This is a genomic window from Nonomuraea sp. NPDC003214 (genome assembly GCF_053590035.1).
Genome location: NZ_JBSFSX010000001.1, coordinates 449339 through 474565 on the forward strand (window position 1 = coordinate 449339; position 25227 = coordinate 474565).

At 73.3% G+C, this 25227-nt stretch carries 21 protein-coding genes; 11 read left to right on the plus strand and 10 right to left on the minus strand.

All coding sequences use genetic code 11. The features are described from left to right. The first annotated feature begins 5 nt into the window (after positions 1–5). The 4 genes from ACWDXC_RS02130 to ACWDXC_RS02145 all read left to right on the plus strand — a co-directional run bounded on the left by ACWDXC_RS02130 (position 6) and on the right by ACWDXC_RS02145 (position 5650). Positions 6–1229 (plus strand): acyl-CoA dehydrogenase family protein, encoded by a 1224-nt coding sequence (locus ACWDXC_RS02130; RefSeq protein WP_449977072.1) that lies wholly within the window; start codon positions 6–8, stop codon positions 1227–1229. A 52-nt stretch (positions 1230–1281) separates the two neighbouring features. After that, positions 1282–1782, plus strand: coding sequence for a hypothetical protein (locus ACWDXC_RS02135; RefSeq protein ID WP_219508394.1), 501 nt, complete (start codon positions 1282–1284; stop codon positions 1780–1782). A 51-nt stretch (positions 1783–1833) separates the two neighbouring features. Continuing rightward, positions 1834–2985 carry a macrolide family glycosyltransferase gene (locus ACWDXC_RS02140; RefSeq protein ID WP_449977074.1) on the plus strand — a complete coding sequence of 384 codons (1152 nt, stop codon included), beginning with the start codon at positions 1834–1836 and terminating at the stop codon, positions 2983–2985. Between the two features lie 139 nt (positions 2986–3124). Beyond that, positions 3125–5650, plus strand: a complete 2526-nt coding sequence (locus ACWDXC_RS02145; RefSeq protein WP_449977076.1) for a glycoside hydrolase family 9 protein — start codon at positions 3125–3127, stop codon at positions 5648–5650. Here ACWDXC_RS02145 and ACWDXC_RS02150 read toward each other — a convergent pair. The 5 genes from ACWDXC_RS02150 to ACWDXC_RS02170 form a co-directional block, all read right to left on the minus strand. Further along, positions 5647–6252: a hypothetical protein gene (locus ACWDXC_RS02150; protein ID WP_219508392.1), complete on the minus strand. Its 606-nt coding sequence runs from the start codon at positions 6250–6252 to the stop codon at positions 5647–5649. The genes ACWDXC_RS02145 and ACWDXC_RS02150 overlap by 4 nt on opposite strands. After that, entirely contained in the window at positions 6252–6986 is a 735-nt protein-coding gene (locus ACWDXC_RS02155) for a MerR family transcriptional regulator (RefSeq protein ID WP_449977078.1), read from the minus strand. Before ACWDXC_RS02155 ends, ACWDXC_RS02150 begins: the two co-directional genes overlap by 1 nt. A 57-nt stretch (positions 6987–7043) precedes the next feature. Further along, positions 7044–7781, minus strand: a complete 738-nt coding sequence (locus tag ACWDXC_RS02160) for a class I SAM-dependent methyltransferase (RefSeq protein ID WP_449977081.1) — start codon at positions 7779–7781, stop codon at positions 7044–7046. 9 nt (positions 7782–7790) lie between these two features. Then, positions 7791–9023 (minus strand): serine hydrolase domain-containing protein, encoded by a 1233-nt coding sequence (locus ACWDXC_RS02165; protein ID WP_449977084.1) that lies wholly within the window; start codon positions 9021–9023, stop codon positions 7791–7793. A 96-nt stretch (positions 9024–9119) separates the two neighbouring features. Next, complete coding sequence (locus tag ACWDXC_RS02170) at positions 9120–9698, minus strand: TetR/AcrR family transcriptional regulator (protein WP_449977086.1); 579 nt, start codon at positions 9696–9698, stop codon at positions 9120–9122. 79 nt (positions 9699–9777) lie between these two features. On the opposite strand from ACWDXC_RS02170, the gene ACWDXC_RS02175 reads away from it, so the two are divergent. Then, entirely contained in the window at positions 9778–10635 is an 858-nt protein-coding gene (locus ACWDXC_RS02175; RefSeq protein ID WP_449977089.1) for an SDR family NAD(P)-dependent oxidoreductase, read from the plus strand. A 42-nt stretch (positions 10636–10677) separates the two neighbouring features. Next, complete coding sequence (locus ACWDXC_RS02180; protein ID WP_449977091.1) at positions 10678–11550, plus strand: siderophore-interacting protein; 873 nt, start codon at positions 10678–10680, stop codon at positions 11548–11550. Here ACWDXC_RS02180 and ACWDXC_RS02185 read toward each other — a convergent pair. Then, the gene (locus ACWDXC_RS02185; RefSeq protein ID WP_449977094.1) at positions 11517–11945 is read right to left on the minus strand and encodes a MerR family transcriptional regulator; all 429 of its coding nucleotides are present in this window, start codon (positions 11943–11945) and stop codon (positions 11517–11519) included. The genes ACWDXC_RS02180 and ACWDXC_RS02185 overlap by 34 nt on opposite strands. 46 nt (positions 11946–11991) lie before the next feature. On the opposite strand from ACWDXC_RS02185, the gene ACWDXC_RS02190 reads away from it, so the two are divergent. Further along, positions 11992–12822: an MBL fold metallo-hydrolase gene (locus ACWDXC_RS02190; RefSeq protein WP_449977096.1), complete on the plus strand. Its 831-nt coding sequence runs from the start codon at positions 11992–11994 to the stop codon at positions 12820–12822. A 17-nt stretch (positions 12823–12839) separates the two neighbouring features. On the opposite strand, the gene ACWDXC_RS02195 is transcribed toward ACWDXC_RS02190, so the two are convergent. Further along, the gene (locus tag ACWDXC_RS02195) at positions 12840–14093 is read right to left on the minus strand and encodes a hypothetical protein (RefSeq protein WP_449977099.1); all 1254 of its coding nucleotides are present in this window, start codon (positions 14091–14093) and stop codon (positions 12840–12842) included. 69 nt (positions 14094–14162) lie between these two features. On the opposite strand from ACWDXC_RS02195, the gene ACWDXC_RS02200 reads away from it, so the two are divergent. Further along, on the plus strand, positions 14163–15467 hold the full coding sequence (locus tag ACWDXC_RS02200) for an MFS transporter (protein WP_449977101.1): 1305 nt from the start codon (positions 14163–14165) through the stop codon (positions 15465–15467). Between the two features lie 96 nt (positions 15468–15563). Further along, positions 15564–17105 (plus strand): beta-N-acetylhexosaminidase, encoded by a 1542-nt coding sequence (locus ACWDXC_RS02205; protein ID WP_449977104.1) that lies wholly within the window; start codon positions 15564–15566, stop codon positions 17103–17105. A 67-nt stretch (positions 17106–17172) separates the two neighbouring features. Here ACWDXC_RS02205 and ACWDXC_RS02210 read toward each other — a convergent pair whose 3' ends face one another. After that, positions 17173–18351, minus strand: a complete 1179-nt coding sequence (locus ACWDXC_RS02210; protein ID WP_449977107.1) for a DUF418 domain-containing protein — start codon at positions 18349–18351, stop codon at positions 17173–17175. 83 nt (positions 18352–18434) lie between these two features. Here ACWDXC_RS02210 and ACWDXC_RS02215 point away from each other — a divergent pair, with 83 nt between their 5' ends. Then, positions 18435–19076 carry a TetR-like C-terminal domain-containing protein gene (locus tag ACWDXC_RS02215; RefSeq protein ID WP_449977109.1) on the plus strand — a complete coding sequence of 214 codons (642 nt, stop codon included), beginning with the start codon at positions 18435–18437 and terminating at the stop codon, positions 19074–19076. Positions 19077–19175: 99 nt separating this feature from the next. After that, the gene (locus ACWDXC_RS02220) at positions 19176–20348 is read left to right on the plus strand and encodes an alpha/beta hydrolase family protein (RefSeq protein ID WP_449977112.1); all 1173 of its coding nucleotides are present in this window, start codon (positions 19176–19178) and stop codon (positions 20346–20348) included. A 1-nt stretch (position 20349) separates the two neighbouring features. On the opposite strand, the gene ACWDXC_RS02225 is transcribed toward ACWDXC_RS02220, so the two are convergent. Both ACWDXC_RS02225 and ACWDXC_RS02230 read right to left on the minus strand, forming a co-directional pair. After that, the gene (locus tag ACWDXC_RS02225) at positions 20350–22317 is read right to left on the minus strand and encodes a hypothetical protein (RefSeq protein ID WP_449977114.1); all 1968 of its coding nucleotides are present in this window, start codon (positions 22315–22317) and stop codon (positions 20350–20352) included. A 115-nt stretch (positions 22318–22432) separates the two neighbouring features. After that, complete coding sequence (locus ACWDXC_RS02230) at positions 22433–25186, minus strand: FAD-binding and (Fe-S)-binding domain-containing protein (protein WP_449977117.1); 2754 nt, start codon at positions 25184–25186, stop codon at positions 22433–22435. Positions 25187–25227 lie beyond the last annotated feature (41 nt).

A 25227-nucleotide genomic window follows, 5' to 3' on the forward strand; every position in this document is an offset into this window, starting at 1 on the left:
ACGACATGGCCATCGACTTCACCCTCGCCCCCGAGCACGAGGAGATCCGCAAGCGGGTGCGCGCCTTCATCCAGGAGGTCGTGATCCCCGCCAGTGAGGAGCTGCGCGAGAGCGACCGCGACGCCTACCTGCGCGGCATCTTCAAGCTGCGCGAGAAGGCCAAGGCCGAAGGGCTGTGGCTGCCGCACATGCCCAAGGAGTGGGGCGGCATGGGCCTGGGCCACGTGGAGCTCGCCATGGTGCAGTCGGAGGCGGCCAAGACCCGGCTCGGGCCGTGGGTGCTCAACTGCCAGGCCCCCGACGAGGGCAACATGCACACCCTGCTGCACTGGGCCACCGACGAGCAGAAGGACAAGTACCTGCGGCCCCTGCTCGACGGCGTCAAGATGTCGTGCTTCGCCATGACCGAGCCCGAGGTCGCCGGCTCGGACCCGACGCTCATCCGCACCAACGCCGTCCAGGACGGCGACGAATGGGTCATCAACGGGCACAAGTGGTTCATCTCCAACGCCCGGCGGGCCAGCTTCGCCATCCTCATCGCCAGGACCGAGCTCGACGTCCCCGAGGGCGCCCGCGGCGCCAACACCGCCTTCCTCATCGACCTGCCCCAGGACGGCTGGAACGACGTCCGCGAGATCGAGACCATGCACGGCTCGACCGGCCACAGCGAGATCGTCATCAAGGACCTGCGCGTGCCCTCCGGCCAGATCCTCGGCGGACGCGGCAACGGCCACCGCCTGGGCCAGTATCGTCTCGGCCCCGCCCGGCTCGCCCACTGCATGCGCTGGATCTCCCAGGCGGAGACCGCGCTCGACATGATGGTCGACCGGGCGCTCAACCGCTACAGCCACGGCTCCCTGCTGGCCGACAAGCAGGGCGTCCAGTGGCTCATCGCCGACTCCGCCATGGAGCTCTACCAGTGCAAGCTCATGGTCCTGCACGCCGCCTCCAAGATCGACAAGGGCGAGGACTTCCGCACCGAGGTGTCCATGGCCAAGCACTTCGTCGCGGGCAGCCTCAACCGCATCGTCGACCGGGCCATCCAGGTCCACGGCGCCCTGGGCTACTCCACGGACACGCCGCTGGCCCACATGTTCCAGCACGCTCGCTGGGCCCGCTTCGCCGACGGCGCCGACGAGATCCACCAGATGCGCATCGCCGAGCGCACCATCGACGCCTACCGCTCCACCGGCTCCACCAACGCGGCCACCGGCGGCCTCCCCCTGTGACGCGGCGCGTCCCGGGGTGAACCGGGGCGGGCCGGCGTACGTGTGTGAGGGCATGAGTCGTGTTCTCGTCGTGCTCGTGATGGTGGCGGGCTTCCTGGTGGGCGTCGCCGGTCCGGCCGCCGCGTGCAGTTGCGCGGTGGCGAAGCCGAAGGAGCTGGTGCGCGGGTCGTCGGCCGTGTTCACGGCCACGGCCACGGGCGTGCGCGTGGTGGAGCCGATGCTGGACGGCGGTGAGGTGGTGGCCACGCTCCGCGTCGACCACGTGTACAAGGGGTCGCCGGGCGTCCGGACCCAGGTGCGCACCCGGGCGCAGAGCGCGGCCTGCGGCTACCAGTTCGCCAAGGGCACCCGCTACCTGGTGTTCGCCAGGAAGGGGAAGAAGGGGCTGACCACGGGGCTGTGCTCGGGCAACCGGGTCCTGCCGCCCGGGGACAAGCCGTTGCGCCTGTCGGACAGGACGTACGGGATGGGGCCGCTCACGGCGGAGCTGATGAAGGCGCTGGGGAAGCCGGAGCGGCCCCGCAAGCCCCGGGCGTGTGACGGGCGCGCCTGACACGGGCCGCGCGGGCAGGGAGGCCGGGCGGGGAGCCGATAAGATCGGCGGATGCACATCGCGATGGTCGGCATCCCCGCGATCAGCCACATCCTGCCCAGCCTGGAGATCATCCGGGAGCTCGCCTCGCGCGGCCATCGGGTGACCTACGCCAACGACCCGTCGGTGCGCGAGGTGGTCACGGCGACCGGCGCCGAGCTGGTCGCCTACCGGTCGACGCTGCCGGTGGCCGACTACGACTGGCCGGACGACCCGATCGAGGCGATGGGCGTGTTCCTGGATGACAACATCCAGATGCTGCCGCAGCTCCGCGAGGTCTACGACCGCGATCCCGCCGACCTCTACCTGTACGACATCGGCTCCTACGCGGCCCGCGCGCTGGCCGAGTCGCAGGGCCGTCCGATCGTGCAGCTCTCCCCGGCGATGGTGGCCTGGAAGCAGTACGACAACGACGTGGCCGCGCAGATCTGGCAGCTTCCCGGCGCCGACGCCTACCGGGCGAAGTTCACCGGCTGGCTGGCCGGCAACGGGGCGACGACGACCGACATGGACGACTTCTCCGGCCATCCGCCGCGCTGCATCGCGACGATCCCGCGCGCCATGCAGCCGCACGCGGACGAGGTCGACACGGACGTGGTGACGTTCGTCGGCCCGTGCCTGGGGGCGCGGGAGGGCTGGACGAAGCCGGCGGGCGCGGAGCGGGTGCTGCTGGTGTCGCTCGGGTCGGCCTACACGCAGCAGCCGGAGTTCTACCGCAACTGCCTGGCCGCCTTCGGCGACCTGCCGGGCTGGCATGTCGTGCTGCAGATCGGCAAGCGCACCGATCCAGCGGAGCTGGGGCCGATCCCGGGCAACGTGGAGGTGCATTCCTGGGTGCCGCAGCTGGCGATCCTGGAGCAGGCCGACGCGTTCGTCACGCACGCGGGCATGGGCGGGAGCAGCGAGGGGCTGTTCACGGGCGTCCCGATGATCGCCGTGCCGCAGGCGGTCGACCAGTTCATGAACGCCGACCGGCTGGTGGAGCTGGGGGTGGCCCGGCGCCTCGACACGGCCGAGGCGACTCCGGAGGCGTTGCGCGAGGCGCTGACCGCGCTGACGACGGACCCGGCGGTGGCGCGGCGTTCGGCGCTGCTGCGCGAGGAGACGCGCGCCGAGGGCGGCACCGTCCGGGCCGCCGACCTGCTGGAAGCGATGGCCGGATGAAAGTTTCACGCTCGTCCGCGGCGATGGCCAGGCAGGCGGCGGGAAAGTTTCACAGGCGGTGAGAAGGGGCCGTTGACGGGGCGGCGGCCTCGGCCGCAAGATCCTGGGAGCGCTCCCAACCTCCCGAAGGACACCCCCCATGACCCTACGCCGGGCCGCGGCAGCGGCCCTCTTCCTCCTGCTCCCCTTGGCCGCCGCCACGCCGGCCCACGCCGACGAGGGCCCGGAGCAGATCGTCAACGGCACCTTCGACTCCTCCACCGCCCCCTGGTGGGGCACCGCCAACGTCACCCCCGAGCTCGACACCGGCCGCCTGTGCGCCGACATCCCCGGCGGCACCGCCAACCCGTGGGACGTGATCATCGGCCAGAACGACCTGCCGCTCGTCGAGGGCGAGACGTACGCCTACTCGTTCACCGCCTCCGCCACCCCCGCCAAGGTCGGCCGCGCCCTCATCCAGCTCCCCGTGGACCCGTGGACGCAGTATCTGTCGGCGGCCCCCGAGCTGAGCGTGTCGGGCAACGACTACTCCTACACCTTCACCGCCCCCGTCTCGCTGCCGAACGCCCAGGTCGTCTTCCAGCTGGGCGGCAGCGCCGAGCCCTGGAGGTTCTGCATGGACGACGTGTCGCTGAAGGGCGGCGCCGAGCCGGAGGAGTACGAGCCCGACACCGGCCCGCGCGTCCGGGTCAACATGGTCGGCTACCTGCCCGACGGCCCCAAGAAGGCCACCGTCGTCACCGAGAAGACCGAAGCGGTGGACTGGCAGCTCAAGGACGCCGACGGCGAGACCGTCGCCACCGGCGCGAGCACCCCGCGCGGCATGGACGCCAGCTCCGGCCAGAACGTCCACACGATCGACTTCACCGCCTACGCCAAACCCGGCCAGGGCTACACGCTCACGGCCGACGGCGAGACCAGCCGCCCGTTCGACCTGGCCCCCGGCCTGTATGACGACATGCGGGTGGACGCGCTGAAGTTCTACTACACCCAGCGCAGCGGCGTCGAGATCCTGGACGAGCTGCGCCCCGGCTACGGCCGCCCCGCCGGCCACGCGGGCGTCGAGCCCAACCAGGGCGACACGAAGGTCCCCTGCCAGCCCGGCGTCTGCGACTACACGCTCGACGTCAAGGGCGGCTGGTACGACGCGGGCGACCACGGCAAGTACGTGGTCAACGGCGGCATCTCCGCCTACCAGCTGATGGCCGCCTACGAGCGGGACAAGGCCGCCTTCACCGACGGCCAGCTCGCCCTCCCCGAGAGCGGCAACGGCGTCCCCGACGTGCTCGACGAGGTCCGCTGGGAGCAGGAGTTCCTGCTCAGCATGCAGGTGCCCGAGGGCGAGGCGCTGGCCGGGATGGCCCACCACAAGATCCATGACCGGGCCTGGACCGGGCTGCCGCTGATGCCGCACCTGGACCCGCAGCCCCGCGAGCTGCACCCGCCGTCCACCGCGGCCACGCTGAACCTGGCCGCCACCGCCGCGCAGGCCGCCCGCCTGTTCGCCCCGTACGACGCCGCCTTCGCCGCCCGCAACCTGAAGGCCGCGCGTGCCGCCTGGGCCGCCGCCGTGGCGAACCCGGACAGGTACGCCGACCCGAACGACGGCGTCGGCGGCGGCTCCTACGCCGACGGCGACGTCAGCGACGAGTTCTACTGGGCCGCCGCCGAGCTGTTCATCACGACGGGCGAGAAGGCGTTCCAGGAGTACGTGCTCGCCTCGCCGCACCACACCGGCGACATCTGGCGCGAGCGCGGCTTCGACTGGGGCTTCACCGCGCCGCTCGGCCGCCTCGACCTGGCCACCGTGCCCAACGCGCTGCCGGACCGCGACCGGGTGCGCGCCTCGGTCGTCGAGGGCGCCGACACGTATCTGGAGATCCAGCGCGAGCACCCGTACGGCATGCCGTACGACCCGCCGTCGTTCGACTGGGGGTCCAACAACCTGATCCTCAACAACATGGTGGTGCTGGCGACCGCGTACGACCTGACCGGGCAGGAGAAGTATCGCGCGGCCGTCCGCGAGAGCATGGACTACATCCTCGGCCGCAACGCGCTCAACCAGTCGTACGTCACCGGCTACGGCGAGGTGGCGTCGAAGAACCAGCACAGCCGCTGGTACGCCCGCCAGCTCGACCCCGCGCTGCCCAACCCGCCGCGCGGCACCCTGTCGGGCGGCCCCAACTCGGCCATCCAGGACCCGCTGGCGCAGCGGCTGCTCCAGGGCTGCAAGCCGCAGTTCTGCTACATCGACCACATCGAGTCCTGGGCCACCAACGAGCTGACGATCAACTGGAACTCGCCGCTGGCCTGGATCTCGTCCTTCCTGGCCGACCGCTCGGCGCGGGCCTCCTGCGAGGTCCGCTACACCGCGCACGGCTCGTGGCCGCGCGGCTTCACCAGCCAGGTCGTCATCGAGAACACCGGTGACCGGGCGATCGACGGCTGGACGCTGCGCTGGTCGTTCCCGGGCGCGCAGGAGGTCAAGCACGCCTGGGCGGCCGAGGTCACGCAGGCGGGCCCGGTGGTGACGGCGAAGGGCCTCGGCTGGAACGCGCGGATCAAGCCGGGCGGTTCGGTGACGTTCGGCTTCGTCGGCGCCGCGACCCCGGGCCCGAACCCGGCCCCGGAGGTCTTCCACCTGAACGGCGGCCGCTGCCGCTAGGCGGGGCTCGGCTCGGCCGACTTCAGCGCGGCCACCAGGTCGCCCGGACTGTCGGCGAAGAACCGGATCACCGTGACCTCGGCCCGCTGCCCCAGCGGCCGGGTCACGGTGATCGGCTCGGTGAGCTGGACGACCACGTTCGTCTGCGACGACACGGCCACGCCGAGCCGCCCGTCCGCGACCGTGACCAGGCCCGTCTCGTTGTAGCTGCGCACGAGGCGGACGGAGGCGACGAGCTCGCGCGGGACGCGGACGTCGAGGAACGCGCCGTAGCGGATCCGCAGCTCGCCGCCGGTGACGACGTGCGGCCGGGTGACGCAGGCGGCGATCATCGCGAGCACGAACAGCAGCGAGTACGCGTCCAGCACCAGCACGACCAGCCGCACCCACAGGTCCACGTCCATGGCCTGGAGCAGCACCTCGACGGCGATCAGCTCCACGGCCATGGCGAACGCGAAGACCATCATGGTGGTCGACTGCTCCCGCGAGTAGGAGACCTCGACGGCGCCGGGCGGCACCCCGTCGCGCCGCCGCCGCGCCCACAGCACCAGGCTGGCCATCCCCTTCCGGTCGAAGTCCATGATCCGGCGAACCCGGTCCATCAGCCCTCCTTCTTCAGCAACGCCACGACCTGCCTGAAAACCACTGCCTGCGCCGGGGTCAGCTCGGCGAACACCCGGTCCATCCACTCCTGGCTGCCGCTCATCGCCCCGGCCAGCTCGGCCGGGATGTGCGCGGCCAGGTCGGCGGCCAGCGCCGGCAGCCGGGAGTCGCCGGGGTCGGCCCCGGCGATCTCGTCGAGCCTGGCGTACATCTCGTGGACCCGCTCGACCATCCCGGGCTCGGTGAAGGGCCGCAGCGCCCGCACCGCCCACTCCCGGTCCTCCGGGTCGGCCACGGTGTCGAGCAGCGCGAGCATCCCCTGGTCGAGCCGGGCGAACGCCGACCCGTCGGGCGCGAGGTCGCGCAGCACCTCGCCCATCTCGGGCGACACGGCCGAGTCGGCGCCCAGCTCGGGCTCCTCCAGCAGCGCCGCCAGCCGCGCCCGCCGCGCCCCGATCGCCTCCTGCTGCCTGGCGAGGTCGTCGTCCAGCTCGCGCAGCACCTCGCGCAGCTCCTTGCCCTGGTCGTCGGCCAGCACGTCGCGGATCTCGTCCAGGGACAGCCCGAGCTCGGCCAGCCGCCGCACCCGCGCCAGCAGCACGGCGTCGCGCATCCGGTACGCGCGATAGCCGCCCGAGGTGCGTTCGGGCTCGGGCAGCAGGCCGAGGTGGTGGTAGTGGCGCACGGTCCGGGTCGACACCCCGACCAGCGCGGCGAGCTCGCCGATCAGCATGCCTCCATTGAAGACGTTGACGTAGCGTCAAGGTCAAGCCGGCCCGGCCGCCGGCTCCTAGGACTTGACCAGCGCGAGCAGCGTGTAGACCGGGTCGGGTCCCGGCACGTCCTGGCCGGGAAGCCCGGCCAGGTGCTCGCGCAGCCCGGCGACGACGGCCGGGTCGGCGTGCCGGGTCCAGCCGAGGCCGGTCCCGCCGAGGAGGTCGCCCCACGCGCGCGGGCTGCGCCCCTGTCCCACCCCTGCGAACGTGGTGCGGCCCGCCATCGCCAGCCCGCACCCGGCGCCCACGTCGAGCACCCGATCCAGCGCGTCGCTCGCCTGCGGCGCATGCGCGTCACGGGCCCGGCTGAGCCGCTCGTCACCGGCCCGGTAGACGGCGTCGGTCTTGTCGACGGTGGTGATCAGCGTGCCGCCCGGCCGCAGCACCCGCGCCGCCCCGGCCAGCACCTCCGCCGACGTGTCGCGGTCGAGCAGGTGCAGCAGCCAGATCATGGTGACGGCGTCGGCCGACCCGCCGGCGAACGGCAGCCGCGCCGCGTCGCCCCGCACGACGCCGCCGGGCAGCCGCGAGGCGGCGACCGCCGCCATCCCGGCCGCCCGGTCCACGCCCGCGACGAGCCGCCCGGCCCGCCGCAGCCGCGTGGTGACGATCCCGGTGCCGCACGCCACGTCCACCACGACCCGCGCGCCGGGCGGCAGCAGCCGTTCGATCGCCTCCGCCGCGGCCCCGGCCCGGGCCTCGCCGCCGCGTGTCGCGTCGTACGAGGCCGCTTCACGGTCATAGTCGAGCATGCGCCCAACCTACTGGCGCTTGATCAGCGTCCGGTCGGCCTGGAAGGGGACGAACGGGGCCTGGGCGGTGCGGGCCGTGGCGCCCTCGCCGCCGCACAGGGCGGTGAACAGGTGATTGCCCGCGGCCACGTCGATCGGGTGGATCGGAATGGTGCCGTTCTCGATCCGCTGGTACTTGGCCAGGTTCAGCCCGATCGACACCTGCCGCTTGCCGTCCTCGCTGGTCAGCGACTGGGTGATCGACCCGAACACGGCGCCGTCGTGCCCCCAGAACCGGCCGCAGGGCAGGTCGGCGGGGTAGATGCCGAGCCCGTACGCGAAGGGCCCGGCGCCGAGCGAGACCGGCACCGTGCGCTTCATCTCGGCGAGCTGCTCAGCCCCGAGCAGCCGGCCGCCGAGCAGGGCGCGGTAGAACTGGTTGAGGTCGTCCATGGTGGACACGACGGCCCCGGCGGTGCCGATCCACGACATGTCGTAGACGCTGTAGTCGCGCGGCGGGTCGATGAAGCCGAACCACGACTCGTACAGCTTGGAGTGCGGCCCGGGGATGTGCGGCGAGCGCGGGAACGAGGTGTGGCGCAGCCCGGCCTTGCGGATCACGTGGCGGGTGATGTAGCGCTCGGCGTCCTGGCCGGTGACCTTCTCCAGCACCATCCCGGCGAGCACGTAGTTGGTGTTGGAGTACGAACCGGGCAGCGCGCCCGGCTCCCCGGTGGGCGGCGCGGCCAGGCCGAGGCGGGCCAGCTCCTCGTCGGTGAACGAGCGGAACCGGTTGTCGTCGAGGCTGGCCGTCGAGCCCTGCAACAGCGACGGGAACGCGTACGGCACGTGGTCGGCGATGTGGCTGGTGTGGTTGAGCAGCATCCGGACGGTGACGCGCTCGTCGGTGACGAGGCCGGGCAGGTAGCGGGCCACCGGCGCGTCCAGCTCGATCGTGCCGCGCGCCACCTGCTGCATGACGGCGACCGCGGTGAAGGTCTTGGTGACGCTGCCGACCCGGTGCCGCATGTCGGCGCGGACCGGCCGGCGGGTCTCGACGTCAGCCACCCCGGCGGCGCCCTTCCACGCCTGCCGCCCGTCCTGTACCGCCGAGTAGGTCCCGTACATGCCGGCTGCTTCGATCGCCGTCAGCGTCCGGTCGAGCGCGTCCCGGTCCAGGCCGGCTCGCTCGGCGGCCGCCGGCGTCCCCGCGCCCGCGACCAGCAGCGCGCCCAGCCCGACTCCCACGATCACGCGTCGCATGCCACCTCCAAGATCGATGTTTTGTGTTGATTTGATCCTTATGGATGGCGTACGGGGCTACCAGTCCGCTCCGTCATGGACCTGACATGACGGATGTCATGCCGCGCGCAGGCCGTCCAGCACGACCGCGAGCGTGCGGGCGTGCACGGCGGGGTCGTGCCGGGTGTGCTCGGCGGCCCGGGCCGCGCCGATGAGCAGCGCGTTGAGCTCGGGAACGGCAATGTCGCGGCGGACCGCGCCCGCCTCCTGCGCCCGGACGAGCAGCGTCCCGACGGCCTTGAGCAGCTCCTCGCGGACGCGGGGGTAGTCGCCCTGGCGGGCCGCGGCCGCCACGTCGACGCCGTCGTTGGCCAGCGCGTCGGCGAACGTGTGCTTGGCCGCCGACAGCTCGGCCCATTCGGCGAAGAAGGCGAAGAACGCGGCCCCGGGGTCGTCCGCCGTGGCGAGTTCGCCCGCGCGGGCGGCCAGGCCGCGCAGGCGGTCCACGAACACGGCCTCGACCAGCGCCTCCTTCGTCGGGAAGTGCCGGAAGACGGTGCCGATGGCGACGCCGGCCCGCTTGGCGATCTCCTCGGTCGGCGCCGAAGGGCCCTTGGCGGCGAAGACGGCGTCGGCGGCCTGCAGGATGCGCGCCCGGTTCTGGCTCGCGTCGGCCCGCAGCGGCTTCTGGTTCAACGGTCCTCCATTGACAAGTCGAGTGATCACTCATATTGTCCCAAGTCGAGTGATCACTCACATTACAGGGGTGCACGACATGACGACCATCGTGATGACCGGCGGCACGTCCGGACTCGGCCAGGTGGCCGCCGCCCGCATGACCTCCTCCGGCGCCCGGCTGCTCATCGGCGCACGCGGCGGCCCGCTCCCGCTGGACCTGGCCGTCCTCGACTCCGTCCGCGCGTTCGCCGCCGCCGTCGGGCCGGGACCGTTCGACGCCCTGGTGCTGAACGCCGGGGTGTCCTTCCACGGCGTCGACCGGCGCACCGCCGACGGGTTCGAGACCACGTTCGCGGTCAACCACCTGGCACACTTCCTGCTGCTCAACCTGCTGCTGCCACGCCTGGCGGACGGCGCCCGCGTGGTCATCACCAGCAGCTCGACGCACGACCCGGAACTCGGCGGCACGCTGCCGCCGCCCCGGCACGCCCACGCCGGCCTGCTGGCCCACCCCGAGCGCGACGACGGCCTGCACGCCGGCCCGAGGGCGGCAGGCGGCCACGCCTACACCGCTTCCAAGCTCTGCGGCATCCTGACCGCGCGGGCGCTGGCCGCCCGCCCGGAGGCCGCTCGGCTGACCGTGCTCGCCTACGACCCCGGGCCGACGCCGGGCACCGGCCTGTCGCGCGACTTCAGCCCGGCGATCCGGCTGGCCTGGGCGCTGCTCGGCTCGCCGCTCGGCCGCCTGGTGCCGCGCATGAACACCCGGCAGGCCGCCGGCGCGACCCTCGCCGACCTCGCGCTCGGCGCCGTACGCCCGCCGTCGGGCCAGGGGTACGCGTCGCTGGTCCGGGGGAAGCTGACCTGGCCGCAGCCGTCCGCACTGGCCCGCGACCGGGACGTGGCCGCGACCCTGTGGCGCGACAGCGCCCTGCTCACCGGCTTGCCCGGATAGCGTTTTAGGTTAGGCTCACCTAATATGACGGAGCCTTTTGGTATGTTCGAGGTCGAGGTGAGCAGGACCGAACGGCTCAGCCCGTCGTTCCTGCGCGTGACCTTCAGCGGGGCCGACCTGGCACACTTCGCCGACATCGGCTACGACCAGCGGATCAAGCTCATCCTGCCGCTGGCCGGGCACGGCCTGACCCCCATGCCCCAGGGCCCCGACTGGTATCGGCGCTGGCGCGAGCTGCCCGGCGAGCTGCGCAACCCCATCCGCACGCTCACCGTACGGCTGGCCCGGCCGCACCTGCGCGAGGTCGACGTGGACATCGCGCTGCACGACGACGGCCACAGCGGCCCGGTCGCCCGCTGGGCCGCGACCGTGCGGCCCGGCGCGCCCGCCCTCCTGTTCGGCCCGAACGCCGGCTTCGACGGCCCCAGTGCCGGCATGGCCTTCCGCCCGCACGCCGAGAACGGCCCGGTGCTGCTCGCCGGCGACGAGACCGCCGTCCCCGCGATCGCCGCCACCCTCGAACGGCTCCCCGCCGGGTGCACCGGCGAGGCGCTGATGGAGGTCCCGTACGAGGCCGACGCCCTCGACATCGAGACGCCCAGCCAGGTCAAGATCACCTGGCTGGCGAGGTCCGGCGCCCCGCGCGGCAGCCTGCTCCACCCGGCCGTCGTCGCCGCCGCCGACCGGCTGCTGCCTCCGCTGGCCGCCAACGACTCCGTCGAGGACGTGGACGTCGACGACCTGTGGGAGGTCCCCGAGGACGAGCGGCCTCCCGGCCCCCTCTACGCCTGGCTGGCCGGCGAGGCCGGGGTGATCAAGGGGCTGCGACGGCACCTGGTGGCCGACCGTGGCATGGACCGGCGCGCGGTCGCGTTCATGGGCTACTGGCGCGAGGGCCGCTCCGAGACCGACTGACCACCGCCGTCCGGCCGGAAGTGGCGCTTGAAGTCGGGGCATTCCACCAGGGGCTCGTGCGCGCAGGCCGAGGCGTGCCGCAGGGCGTCGCGCATGCGCTCCAGGCGGGCGATGTCGTCCTCCAGCCGCACGGCCTTGTCCGCCAGCCGGGCGCGCAGCTCCGGATCACCGGGGGCCGCCCGCAGGAACCCCGCGATCTCGGCGATGGTGAACCCGGCGTCACGCGCGCAGACGATCAGCGCCAGGCGGTCGAGCACGTCCGGGCGGTAGCTGCGGCGCAGCCCGTTGCGCCCGGCCGGGGCGATGAACCCCTGCTTCTCGTAGTAGCGCAGCGCCGACGCCGCCAGCCCGGTCCGCTGGGCCACCTCGCCGATGTCCAGCAGTTCGCCGTCCATCCCGCCTCCTTGACTTGAACCGCGCTTCAAGTAAGACCCTAGCGGCATGAAGATCCATCACCTCAACTGCGGATCCGTACGCCGCATCGAGCCCACCTACCAGGGCCCGCCCGGCGCGCACGCCGTCAACCACTGCCTGCTGGCCGAGACCGAGTCCGCCGGGCTGGTCCTCGTCGAGACCGGCCTCGGCCTGGCCGACGTGCGCGACCCCCTCAGCAGCCTCGGCGCCGACTGGGTCGAGCTGGCCGAGCCCGTGCTGGACGAGAGCGAGACCGCCGTGCGCCAGGTCGCCGCGCTCGGCCACGACCCGCGCGACGTGCGGCACGTCATCGTCACCCACCTCGACGTGGACCACTGCGGCGGGCTGCCCGACTTCCCGGCCGCCAAGGTGCACGTCCTGGCCGCCGAGCTCGACGCGGCGACCCGCCAGGCGCCCAGCTTCCGCTACCGCCCGGCCCACTGGGCGCACGGCCCGGACTGGGTGACGTACGCGGGCGGCGGCCCGGTTCCGGACGGCTCAGGTGACGACTGGTTCGGCTTCACCTCCGTGCAGGCCGAGGGCCTTCCCCCGGAGATCCGGCTGGTCCCGCTCGGCGGTCACACCGAGGGGCACACCGGCGTGGCCCTGCACGACGGGGACCGCTGGCTCCTGCACTGCGGCGACGCGTACTACTACCACCGCGAGCTGGACGCCGACCCGCACCCGCACCCGGTCCTGAACCTCGTCCAGACCAGCTCGGAGGTCCACCACGACCTGCGGCTGGGCACCCAGGCCCGGCTCCGCGAGCTGGTGCGCCACCACGGCGACCAGGTGACGCTCATCAGCGCGCACGACCCGTGGGAGTTCGCCCGCGCCACGTCCGGCGGGGGCTGCTGACCGGTCGCACCCCGGCGTCAAGCGACCGATACGTCATCCCGGAAGAGGAAATATCCGGCGGCGTCCGCCTGGAAGTAGTTGTGAAACTTCGTCGCCTTGGATTCGGCCGCCTTGGTCGCCGTGACGATCGTGACGACCACGACGTTCCGGGCGTCGCCCATGCGGATCTTGCCGTACGCGTAGCTCGCGTGCGTCCTGTCCTTGCGCCACAGCACCGCGTCCGACGACAGCTTGCCCAGCTTCGTCGAGGCTTCCTCGGCGTCCGCCTCGGTCGGGAACGCCATGACGATCCGCACCCCCTTGAGCGCGCCGCCGTACGCCGTGTACGCGACCTGCACGGCGTGGTCGCAGTTGGTCTTGGCCAGCACGCCGGCGCCGTCGACCGGGTCGCAGGAGGAGTAGTTCCAGCCGCCCACCTTCTTCGCCTGGTACGAGACGCCGCTCAGCTTGAAGTTCCAGTCCTTGAACTCGTCATGGCTGAGCTTCGCGCCCGGCTCGGCGCGGGCCGTGTCGCTGGGGGACGGGGCCGGGGTCTCGGCCGCGGACGCCGAGGGGTCGGGAGTCGCCGGAGCGGACGTGGCCGGGTCCGGGGTGCCGGGCGGGGTGGTCTCCGGGGCCGTGGGGGTGTCGGAGGCGGCGGGCGGCTGGGCGACGACGCGTTCGTCCGGCCGGTTGTTCACCACGTAGACGACCGCCGTCGCCGCGCCGCCCAGGATCAGCACCGCCAGGCCCGCGACCAGCGCGATCACCAGGCCCTTCCCGCGCTTCGGCGCCTGCGGCGCGCCATAGGGAGGCTGGCCGTACGGGGGCTGACCATAGGGGGACTGGCCGTACGGAGGCTGCCCGTGCGGAGGCTGCCCGTGCGGAGGCTGGCCGTGCGGAGGCTGGCCGTATGGTGGCTGCCCGTACGGTGGCTGGCTGGGCGGCGTCCCGTACGGGCCCTGCGGGCCGCCGTACTGGCCGGGGTTGTGCTGCCCGTCGTAGTGCCCCTGCCCCTGCCCCTGCCCCTGCTGCCCGCCGTAGTTCCCCTGGCTCTGGCCCTGGTTCGGGGGCGGGGGGTACTGGCCCGGGGGGCCGCCGTAGGGGGCCTGGCCGGGCGGGGGCGCGTACGGGGACTGGCCCTGGGGGGCGCCGCCGTACGGGCCGGGCTGTCCCTGCCCCGGTGCGGTGCCGTGCTGGCCCGGGCCGGCGGCGGGGGGTGGGCCGGACGGGCCGTGGGCGTGGTGGGGCGGGGTGCCGCCTTCGGGCTGGGGCGGCGGAGGATACGACATATCCCTATTTTGAGGGCCGCAGCGGCGCGGCGAGGAATTATGTCGGCAGCCCCCGCTAGCGTCGGACCCATGACGGAACCGACCACCACCGGCACGCGGGCCTCGCGCTGGCTGCGTGGCCCGCTCCGCCCCTTCCAGCACGGCCAGTACGGGCTGCTGACCGGCTCGCTCACGGCGTCCATGCTGGGCGAGGGCCTGTGGCTGATGGCCATGGTGTGGCAGGTGATCGAGCTGGGCGGCGGCGCGGGCGCGCTGTCGCTCGTCTCGACCTGCACGGCCCTGGGCATGGTCGCCACGGTCCTGCTCGGCGGCGTGATCGCCGACCGGGTGCCGCAGCGCCGGGTGCTGCTGACGACCGAGCTGCTGCTGGCCGTCTCCGCCACCGCGATCGCCGCGCTGGCGCTGCTCGGCGCCGTCCAGGTCTGGCAGCTCGCCGTGGTCGCGCTGGTCCGCGGCCTGTGCAGCGGCTTCTACTATCCGGCCTACTCGGCGATGCTGCCCTCGATCGTGCCCGCCGAGCACCTGCTGGCGGCCAACGGCATCGAGGGCACGCTGCGCCCGATCGTGCTGCAGGCCGGCGGCCCGGCGCTCGCGGGCATCCTGGTGGCCGGTTACTCCCCCGGCGCCGCGCTGGCCGTGGGCGCCGCGTCGCAGGTGGCGGCGACGGTGTTCCTGCTGCTGATGAAGCCGGTCCCGATCCGCCGCGACCGCACCGACGAGGAGCCGCGTCACCCTGTGCGCTCGATGCTGATCGACCTGCGCGAGGGCTTCGCGTACATGATCCGGACTCCGTGGCTGCTGGCCACGCTGGTCTTCGCCTCGCTGATGATCCTCGTGGTGATGGGCCCGATGGAGGTGCTGATCCCGTTCGCGGTCAAGGACGGCGCGGGCGGCGGCCCCGAGGATCACGCGCTGGTGATGGCGGCCTTCGGCGTCAGCGGGGCGCTGGCCTCGCTGGTGATGGCCTCGCGCAGGCTGCCCCGGCGCTACCTGACCGCGATGAACGTCATGTGGGGCCTGGCCTGCCTGCCGTTCGTGCTGATCGGCGTCGCCCGTGACGTGTGGCTGATCGCGCTGGGCGCGTTCGTGATCGGGGCGCTGTTCAGCGCGCCGATGGTGATCTGGGGCACGCTGTTGCAGCGCCGTGTCCCGCCCGAGCTGCTGGGGCGGGTGTCCAGCCTCGACTTCTTCGTGTCGCTGGTGTTCATGCCGGTGTCGATGGCGCTGGCCGGCCCGCTCAGCGAGGCGATCGGCCTGACGACGACCTTCGTGATCGCCGGTCTGCTGCCGTTGCCGATCGCGGTCGCGGCGGTCCTGCTGGCCCGCATGCCCGCCGACGAGCTCGCCCACCCGCTCGATCGCGCGAAGGCCTGACGGGCGACGGGGCCCACGAGGCGAAACAGGTCTTGACAGAGCGAATCAGTTAGTAAAGCTTCCTATTGACTAACCCTACTGACAAGGCGGTGCACGGTGAGGCTGTTCGCTCTCGGGACCCTGCTGCTGGCCTTCGCGGTCGTCGCGCCGCCACCGGCCATCGTCGCCCACGGGCGCACGGCGATGCACGACCTGGTGCCGGCCCCGGTCTCGGTGCGGCCCGCGCGCGGCGCGTTCACGCTGCGGCCCGGCACGGCCATCGCATCCGACGACGCGGGCGTGGCCGCCTACCTGGCCGGGGTCCTGCGCCCGGCCACCGGCTACGCCCTGCCGATCCGCCCCAAGGGCGCGATCTCGCTCCGGCTGGAGGGCGCACCCGCGTCCGTCGGCCCGGAGGGCTACCAGCTCGACGTCACGCCCCGCGGCGTGACGATCAGGGCGCGGACGCCGGCCGGGCTGTTCAACGGCGTCCAGACGCTCCGGCAGTTGCTGCCCGCGAGCGTGGAGAGCCCGAGCGTGCGGCCGGGGCCGTGGCAGGTGCCCGCCGGGCGCATCGTGGACCACCCGCGCTTCGCCTACCGGGGCGCGATGCTCGACGTGGCCCGCCACTTCCACCCGGTCGAGACGGTCAAGCGCTACCTCGACCGGATCGCCCTCTACAAGATCAACCACCTGCATCTGCACCTGTCGGACGACCAGGGCTGGCGCATCGCCGTCGACTCCTGGCCCCGGCTGACCACCCACGGCGGAAGCACCCAGGTGGGCGGCGGCCCCGGCGGCTACTACACCAAGGCCGACTACCGGGAGATCGTCGCGCACGCCGCCCGGCGGCACATCACGATCGTGCCGGAGATCGACGTCCCCGGCCACACCAACGCCGCCCTCGCCTCCTACGCCGAGCTCAACTGCGACGGCGTCGCCCCGCCGCTCTACACCGGCGTCAAGGTCGGCTTCAGCTCGCTGTGCACGTCCAAGGAGATCACCTACACCTTCGTCCGCGACGTGCTGAGAGAGCTGGCCGAGCTGACCCCCGGCCCGTACGTGCACCTCGGCGGCGACGAGGCCGACGCGACCTCCGACGCCGACTTCGCCACCTTCGTCAACCGGGTACACCCCATGGCCGTGTCCCTCGGCAAGAAGGTCGTGGGCTGGCACCAGATCGCCGCGCCCGACGTGCGCCACTCCCCCGGCCGCGTCCTGCAGTACTGGGGCCTGACGAGCAACGACGCGACCGTCACCCAGGCCGTCGCGAACGGCGCCAAGGTCATCATGTCCCCGGCGAACAAGACGTACCTGGACATGAAGTACGACGCCACGACCAAGCTCGGGACGACCTGGGCGGCTCTCATCGAGGTGCGTGACGCCTACGGCTGGGACCCGGGGACGCACCTGACGGGCGTCCCCGAGTCGGCGGTGCTCGGCGTCGAGGCGCCACTGTGGACCGAGACGCTCGCGACCGAGGAGGACCTGGAGTACATGGCCTTCCCCAGGCTGCCCGCCGTGGCCGAGCTGGCCTGGTCCCCCCGGTCCACGCACGACTGGGCGAGCTTCCGCGAGCGCCTGGCCGCCCAGGCCCCGAGATGGCAGACCCTGGGCATCGGCTTCCACCGCTCCCCCCAGGTCCCGTGGCGCGACTGACCACGGCAGACCCGGACCCGGGGCGGGCGGGTGGCGCGTTCGCCAGGCGCCCCGGGCTCTGAGCCGGCTACCTCACGCGGCGGTACGTCAGGCGGCGCAGCAGCGTCTCGGCGGGACCGCGGCGGCCCGTACGCGACAGGGTGGCGGCGAGCACGACGGTGAACAGCCAGGTGACGACGGCGACACCGGAGGCGGCGGCGTCGCCGAGCTGGGTGCCGAGCCCGCCGAAGTAGGGCGCGAAGAGCGCGACGAAGACCACCGACTGCAGCAGGTAGCAGGTCAGCGACCACTGGCCGCACGCGGCGAGCGCGCGGGTGACCGCCCCCGGGCGCGCATGGCGTTCCCGGCCGGCGACGGCGAGCCCGATGAGGGCGGCGTACGCGAGCCCGCCCGCGATGCCGGTGACGCTGTGCAGCGCGTACGCGGTGATGCCGATGGCGTCGGTGGCGTCCCAGAGCCGGGTGTCGATCAGCGTGAGCGGCACGGCGCCGACGACGGCGATCAGCGTGCCGATGACGCCGACCCGGCGGAGCAGCGCCCGGTGCTCCGCGGGCTGCTCCAGCAGGCGGCGGCGGGCCGCCCAGATGCCGAGCAGGAAGGCGGGCACGACGCTGACGGCGAAGTACGTCGGCGTCATCCCGGACCAGCCGATCATCCGCATCACGGCGGCCTCCATCGGGTCGGCCATGGCGGCGGGCGTGTCGCCCTTCTCGGCGGTCACCGTAAGCAGGCCGAACAGGCCGAGCACGGCGATGTGCAGCACGGTGCTGACCCCGGCGGCCCAGAACAGGGCCCGGTCGCTGCGCCGGATGAACCCGATGAGCACCAGCCCGACCAGGCCGTACGCGCCGAGGATGTCGCCGAAGAAGAGCAGGAGGGCGTGGCAGAACCCGAAGGCCAGCAGCCACAGGCTCCGTGCGCGCAGCACCTTCCGCACCTGCGGCCAGGTGCGCCCGGCGGCGAGCTGGCGGTCGGCGAGCTGGACGAGGCCGTAGCCGAACAGCCCGGCGAACATCGGCAGCGCCCGCCCGTCGACGAGCAGGATCTGGATCCCGGCCACCAGCCGGTCGAGGAGGCCGCCGTCGAGGGTGTAGCCGCGGAAGCCGGCGGGGTGGCCGGACAGGTACATGTGCGCGTGTGCCACCGCGATGAGCAGCAGCATGAGACCGCGCGCGAGGTCGGGGGCCAGGGACCGCCGGCTCAGCGGCACGGCCTGCTGGACGGGGGGTGGGGCGGTGATGGACATGGGTGTCCCCTCAGCATTAGATACACGACTGTAGCTTATGTTGGACAGTAAGATACAGCCTTGTAGCTGAGCAAGGGGCAAACGTGAGCGATCGAAGCGGGCGGACCCGGCGGCGCGGCGACGACCTGATCAACGCCATCCACACTGCCGTGCTGGAAGAGGTGGTCGAGGTCGGCGTCGGCAGGCTCACCATGGACGGCATCGGCAAGCGCGCCGCCACCCCGCGCAGCACCCTCTACCGGCGCTGGTCCGACCCCGTCGAAGTGCTGCTCGACGCGCTCTACCACGCCCATCCGGTCGAGGAGCCGACCCCCGGCGCCGACGACCTGCGCGGTGACCTGATCCGGGCGCTCAGGCTCATGGTCACCTGGACGCTGAGCCCCGCCGGACGCGCCGTGGCGGCCATCCTCACCGACCCGTTGAGCGCGACGAAGATGTCCGAGGCACTGCAGGAGCGGGTGTTCGCCCACCGGGGCGGCACGTTCACCAGCACCGTGCTGCGCCACTACGCCGAGCGCGGCGCCTTCCCCGCCGGCCGCCTCACCCCGGTGGTCGCCGACATCGGCGAGGCGCTCGTCGTCAAACGGCTGCTCGACGGCATGCCGCCGAGCGACTCCGACCTGATCGACTTCGTCGACCAGGCGATCCTGCCCGCGCTCGGCCTCAGTGCCCCGAGCTCTGACAGTGATCGAGCTGACGCCGCCACACCACCACCGCCGGCGTGAGCAGCCCCACGCCCCAGCAACGCCCCTGACTTTCGTCAGGGGTCGCTCTGGACTTTCGCGCATGTCGGCGCTGACGTGCGCCTTCGTACGCTCCCTTCCATGAACACGATCCGGCGCAACGCCACCGCTCTCCTCCTCTCCCTGGCCGTCGCGACGCCCCTGGTGCAGACCGCGCAGGCCGCGCAGGCCGCGCCCGCCGCCGACGACGTGCGCCTGGCCATCCCCGCGCCCACCGGCTCGTACGCGGTCGGCCGCGACACGCTGCACCTGGTCGACCGCGACCGGCGCGACCCGTGGGTGCCCTCGGCGGGAGCCCGGCAGCTCATGGTCTCGATGTACTATCCGGCCCGCGGCGGCGGGAAGCCCGCCCCGTACATGTCCCTCAAGGAGGCCGAGCTCCTCCTGCGCGCCCAGAACCTCGACAAGCGCTTCCCGCCGAAGATCCTCGCCGCCACCCGCACCAACGCCCGCACCGGCGCGCGCCCCGCCCCCGGCAGGCACCCGCTCGTCCTGCTCTCCCCCGGCTTCACGCTCAACCGCGCCACCCTCACCTCGCTCGCCGAGGAGCTCGCCTCCACCGGGTACGTGGTCGCGCTCGTGGATCACGCCTACGAGTCGTTCGGCACCACGTTCCCCGGCGGCCGCACGCTGACCTGCGTCGCCTGCGACACCATCGAGGGGGCCGGCTCGGACGCCGCGGAGAAGAAGCTGCTGGCCAAGGCCGCCACCGGCCGCGCCGCCGACCTCTCCTTCGTCGTCGACCGGCTGACCAACCTGCCCGCGTGGAAGCGCTCGATCGACCCGCGGCGCATCGGCGCGGCCGGCCACTCGCTCGGCGGCAACGCCTCGGCGAGCGTCATGGCCGCCGACCGCCGCGTCCGTGCCGGGGTGAACATGGACGGGACGTTCTTCGCCCCGGTCCCCGAGCGGGGCCTCGGCGGGCGGCCGTTCCTCATGCTCGGCACCCAGGCCGGCCACTCCCCCACCGCACGCGACACGAGCTGGCCGCGCGACTGGAAGCGGCTGGACGGCTGGAAGCGCTGGCTCACCGTCGCGGACTCCGGCCACTTCACCTTCATCGACCTGCCCATCCTCGGCGGCCAGGCCGGCCACAGCGACCCCTCGGCGCCGCTGTCGGGCAAGCGCTCGGGCGAGATCACCCGCGCGTACGTGGGCGCGTTCTTCGACCAGCACCTGCGCGGCAAGCAGCGCCCCCTCCTCGACGGCCCCACCCCGGCCAACCCGGAAGTCACCTTCCAGAACCCGTCCTGACCTACACCTTCCACCAGGGCGTCAGAGCGGCCTCCGTCCCGCTCCCGGCCCGGGCCAGCGCACGCCGGGCGACCCGCCGCAACCGCTCGTCGGCCCACACGTCACGGCTCGTCACCCTGGCCCGGCCGTGCGCGATGGCTTCCAGCGCCGGTACGGCCTCCGCCCCGCCGATCACGCCCAGCGCGTCGACCGCGAGCAGGTCGGACGCGGGCCGGCGGAACCCCCGGTCCGTGAGCGGCCGTTCGGTGACGGACTCCAGCAGCGGGGCGGCCAGCCCGTCGCTCTCGCCGGTGATCGCCCACAGCGCCCGCGCGATCTCCACCCGGGCGAACAGGTGGCCGTTCTCGGCATCGTGGAAGTGCGCGCGCAGGACCGCGACCGCGGCCCCGGCGGCGTGACCGAGGTCTTCGAGCATCGGCGCGACCTCACCCGCGTGATGACCGCCGGAGCGGGCGAGGTTCTCGACGAGCAGCTCCGGCGCCCGGCCCAGCTCGCCGGTGATGCGCCACAGCGCCCAGGCCGCCAGGTGCCTGTCATGCTCGTCGTCCTCGTCGAGCAGGGCGCGTATCTGGGGCACGACCTCGGCGGCGGCTGGGCCGATCGCCCCGAGCAGCGGCAGCGCGATGGACAGGTAGCGCTGGGTCACGACCTCGGCGATCATCGGCGCCAGAGGGGCCGCCGCCGCTCCCCAGGAGGCCAGCGCCCGCAGGCACTCGACATGCTGGATGCCGTTCCGCCCCAGCCGGTAGAAGGTCTCCAGGGCGGGAACGAGCGCTTCGGCGTGCGCCGCCATGGCGGGGAGGACCGCCGGGATGCTCACATCACTGCCGTGATCGTCCTGGAGGGCGGCGATCAGCCACGGGAGGCAGCGGTCGTCGCCGAGCCGGGCCAGCCCCTCCACGGCCGGGCCGGCGACGTCCGGCCACGGCTCGGCGGGGTCGCCGGTCAGCAGCCCGGCCAGCAGGTCGGCGTGCGCGGCGGCGGCCTCCCCGGCATCGGCGATCAGCTTCACGGCGTCCACCAGCGGGCCGCAGTCTCCCAGCCGGCCGCGTCCGCGCGGCGGGGCCGCCGGCAGGTCGGGCACCAGCCGGGCGACCATCGGCAGCAGCTCGGCGGGCGCGGACCGCCAGTGCTCGATCGCCTCCCTCGCGAGGTCCAGGGCGTGGTCGATCTCCTGCGGCTCCGGGCGGGCCAGCAGGTCGCGGGCCACGGCCCGCTGCAGGTGCTCGGCCGGCGCGAGAGCCGAGCTGAGGGGTGTGACGCCGTCACCGTGCCATCGGATGCGCCGGAGCGCCGAGCCGCGATCGGCGGCCACGTCGGCGACCAGCCTGATCACGGTGTCGCCGGCCGGCCGGCCCGCCGGGTCCTGCCCGGGCTCGGCCATCGCGAGCCCGGCGGCGGCAGCGGCCCGCAGATCGGCGTGCGCGGCGGTGTCGGCGAGCATCCCGGCGAACCACTCCCTGTTGTCGGCCGCCGCCAGCCACGCCACCGCCAGCACGCATGCCACCGCCCCGGCGTCGGCCGCCGGCCGCGATCCCTTCCGGGCCCGCGCGCGTAACGCGGGCAGGCTGTGCGGGGCGGTGCCGGGCAGGCGGACCAGCAGGCGCGCCACCTCGACGACGACCTTCGGAGAGGCGTCGTCCAGCAGCCGCAGGAGCACCCCGACGCCGCTGGCCATGGCCTCGCGCGCCAGCTCCGCGTGGTCGGTCCCGGGCCGGGTGGCGAACTTCCGGAACGGGTCACTGTAGGACCGGGCGGCCGCGATGCCGGTCATCAGGTCGAGGACCAGCTCCCGGTGCGGCCGCCGCGCGATCCTGGCCAGCTCCAGCAGGTAGGGCACCAGGTGGGGGGCCGCCGCGTAGACCTCCGCATCGCTCAGGTCGCTGAACAGCCCGTGCCACAGCCGCCACACCGGCGACGTGGCCACGTGCGCGGGCGCCGCCGCGATCTCCCGTAGCAGGCCGGGCATGTCTTCCCGGCCGGCCCACATCCTCGCCCAAGGGACCTTGTCCACACCCTCTAACACGGCACCGCCTCTCCGGTCGATGCCGCAGCCTCTCACGAGGGTGTGACAATCGGCGCTGTCATCTGGTGACGCGGTCGAGGAGTTCGAGCAGGTGGTGGTACGGCTTGCCGGTGGCGCGGGTGAGGCCGAGCTCGCAGGTGCGGTTGACCGAGGCGTGGGCGGTGAAGTCGCCGGCGGTGACGGAGGCGGCCTCGGCGCGGGTGGCGGAGGCGGTCAGCTCGGGATGGAGCAGGCCGCGGTCGCCGGCGAAGGCGCAGCACTGCCAGCCGTCGGGGACGACGACCCGTTCGGCGACGGCCTCGGCGATGCGGGTGATGGCGGCGTCGAGGCCCAGGCGGGTCGAGGAGCAGGTGGGGTGCAGGGCCAGCGACGGCAGGCGGCGGGCCTCGGGCAGGCGGGGCAGGATGCGCTCGGCGGTGAACGCGACCGCGTCGACGACCTGGAAGCCGAGCTTGTCGAACCCTTCGGTGCAGGAGGCGGCATCGGTGACGACGGGCAGGCGGCCGCCGTCGGTGGCCTCGGCGAGCACGTCCGCGACGCGGCGGGCCATCGTGTCGTGGCCGTCGGTGTAGCCCTTGGACGACCACGGGGTGCCGCAGCACAGGCCGGCGATCTGCTCGGGGACGTGCAGGCGGAGGCCGGCGCGCCCGGCCAGGCGGCGGAAGGCGGCCATGACGCCGGGGCCGCCGTCGGCGGGGGCGAACAGCGTGTTGAGGCAGGACGGCAGGTAGACGGCGTCGGGCGAGGCGGCCGGGGCGGCGCGGCGGCGGGTCCCGCCACGCGGCAGGTCGCGGCTCCATCGGGGCACGGTCTCGGCGCCGACCAGGTCGCGGCCCAGCCCGCTGGCGGCTTCGGGCAGCGCGGGCGGGAGGCTCGCCGCCGTGTCGAGGGCCAGGTTCATGGCGCGGGTGACGCCGTCCCAGTGCTTGGCGGCGCTCTTCCAGCCCGTGCGCGCGGCCCGGCCGTGGCGTTCGGCGCGCAGGCGCCGGGTCAGGTCGCCGGTGTTGATCTGGACGGGGCAGGCGGTGGCGCACATGCCGTCGACGGCGCACGTGTCGACAGCGTCGTAGGCGTACTCCTCCTCCAGCTCGCGGGCGAGCGCGTGGTCACCGGCGGCCTGGGCGGCGGCGAGCTCGCGGCGCAGCACGATGCGCTGGCGCGGGGTGGTGGTCAGGTCGCGGCTGGGGCAGACGGGCTCGCAGTAGCCGCACTCCACGCACCGGTCGACCTCGGGCTCGACGGTGACGACGGTCTTGAGGTCGCGCAGGTGGGCGTCCTCCCGGTCGGTCAGCAGCACGCCGGGGTTGAGCGTGCCCGCCGGGTCGCACAGCCGCTTGACCTCGCGCATCACCTCGTACAGCTCGTCGCCGTACTGCCGGCGCACGAACGGCGCCATGACCCGGCCGGTGCCGTGCTCGGCCTTGAGCGTGCCGCCCCGGCCCAGCACCGCCTCCACCATGTCCTCGGTGAACTCGGCGTAACGCCGCAGGTCGGTGGCGAAGCGCTCGTTCAGCATGAAGTGCAGGTTGCCGTCCTTGGCATGCCCGAAGATCACGCTGCGCTCGTAGTGGTGCTTGGCGAACAGCGCGCCCAGGTCGTCGCACAGGTCGGCCAGCGCGGCCACCGGGACGGCCACGTCTTCCAGCAGCGCCGTGGTGCCGCTCGGCCTGGCCCCGGCGACGGACGCGTACAGCCCCTTGCGGATGTGCCACAGCGCGGCCCGGCCGCCCGCGTCCCTGCTCAGCCGCGCGGGCGCGGACAGCTCCAGCTCGCCGAACACGGTGGCGGCCGCGCCCTCACGCTCGCCGAGCGCGCCGGCGTCGGACTCCTGCCACTCCACCAGCAGCGCCGCATGATCGCGTACGGTCAGCGTACGCAGGAGGTCGTCGGCCTTGGGGTCGGTCTGCGCCACCCGCAGCGACTCGGCGTCCAGCAGCTCGACGGCGGCAGGCTCGGCGGCGACCAGGCCGGGCATCGCGGCCATCGCCTGGTGCAGGCTGGGGAAGACGAGCAGCCCGGTGGCGGCGAGCGGGTGGGCGGGCACCGTGCGCAGCACCGCCTCGGCCACGAACCCGAGTGTGCCCTCGCTGCCGACGATCAGGTGCGCGAGGATGTCCACCGGGTCGTCGTGGTCGAGGAAGCTGTTGAGGCCGTAGCCCATCGTGTTCTTCAGCGCGAACTGCGCCTCGATGCGCCGCACCGAGTCCGGGTTGCCGCGGATCCGGTCGCGCAGCCGTTCCAGCCCGGCCGCCAGCTCGGGTTCGAGGGCGCGCAGCCGCTGCGCGGCGTCGGGCGCGCCGGTGTCGACGACCGTGCCGCTCGCCAGGACCAGCGTCATCGACTCCAGCGTCCGGTACGTGTTCGCGTGGGTGCCGCAGGTCATGCCGCTGGAGTTGTTGGCGACGACGCCGCCGATCGTGCACGCCGACTCGCTGGCCGGGTCGGGGCCGAGCTTGCGGCCGTAGGGCGCCAGGCGGGCGTTCACCTGCCGCAGCACCGCGCCGGGCTGGACCCGCACCCGCGCCCCGCCGTCGAGCACCTCGATCGAACGGAAGTGCCTGCGCGTGTCGACCAGCAGGTGCTCGCTCACCGCCTGCCCGCTCAGGCTCGTCCCGCCCGACCGGAACGTCAGCGGCAGCCCGGTCCGCAGCAGCGCCGCCACCTGGTCGGCGCTCTCCGGCACGAGCACGGCCTGCGGGGTCAGCAGGTAATGGGAAGCGTCGTGGGCCATGCCCAGCCGGTCGCTCGCCCGTGTGCGGGTGATCCCCGGAACGGCGTTCTCCACTGCGGCGAGGGCGGTGCTGTCGATCACGTTCGTACTCTCTCATCGGCGCGGATGTCGATCCACAACGG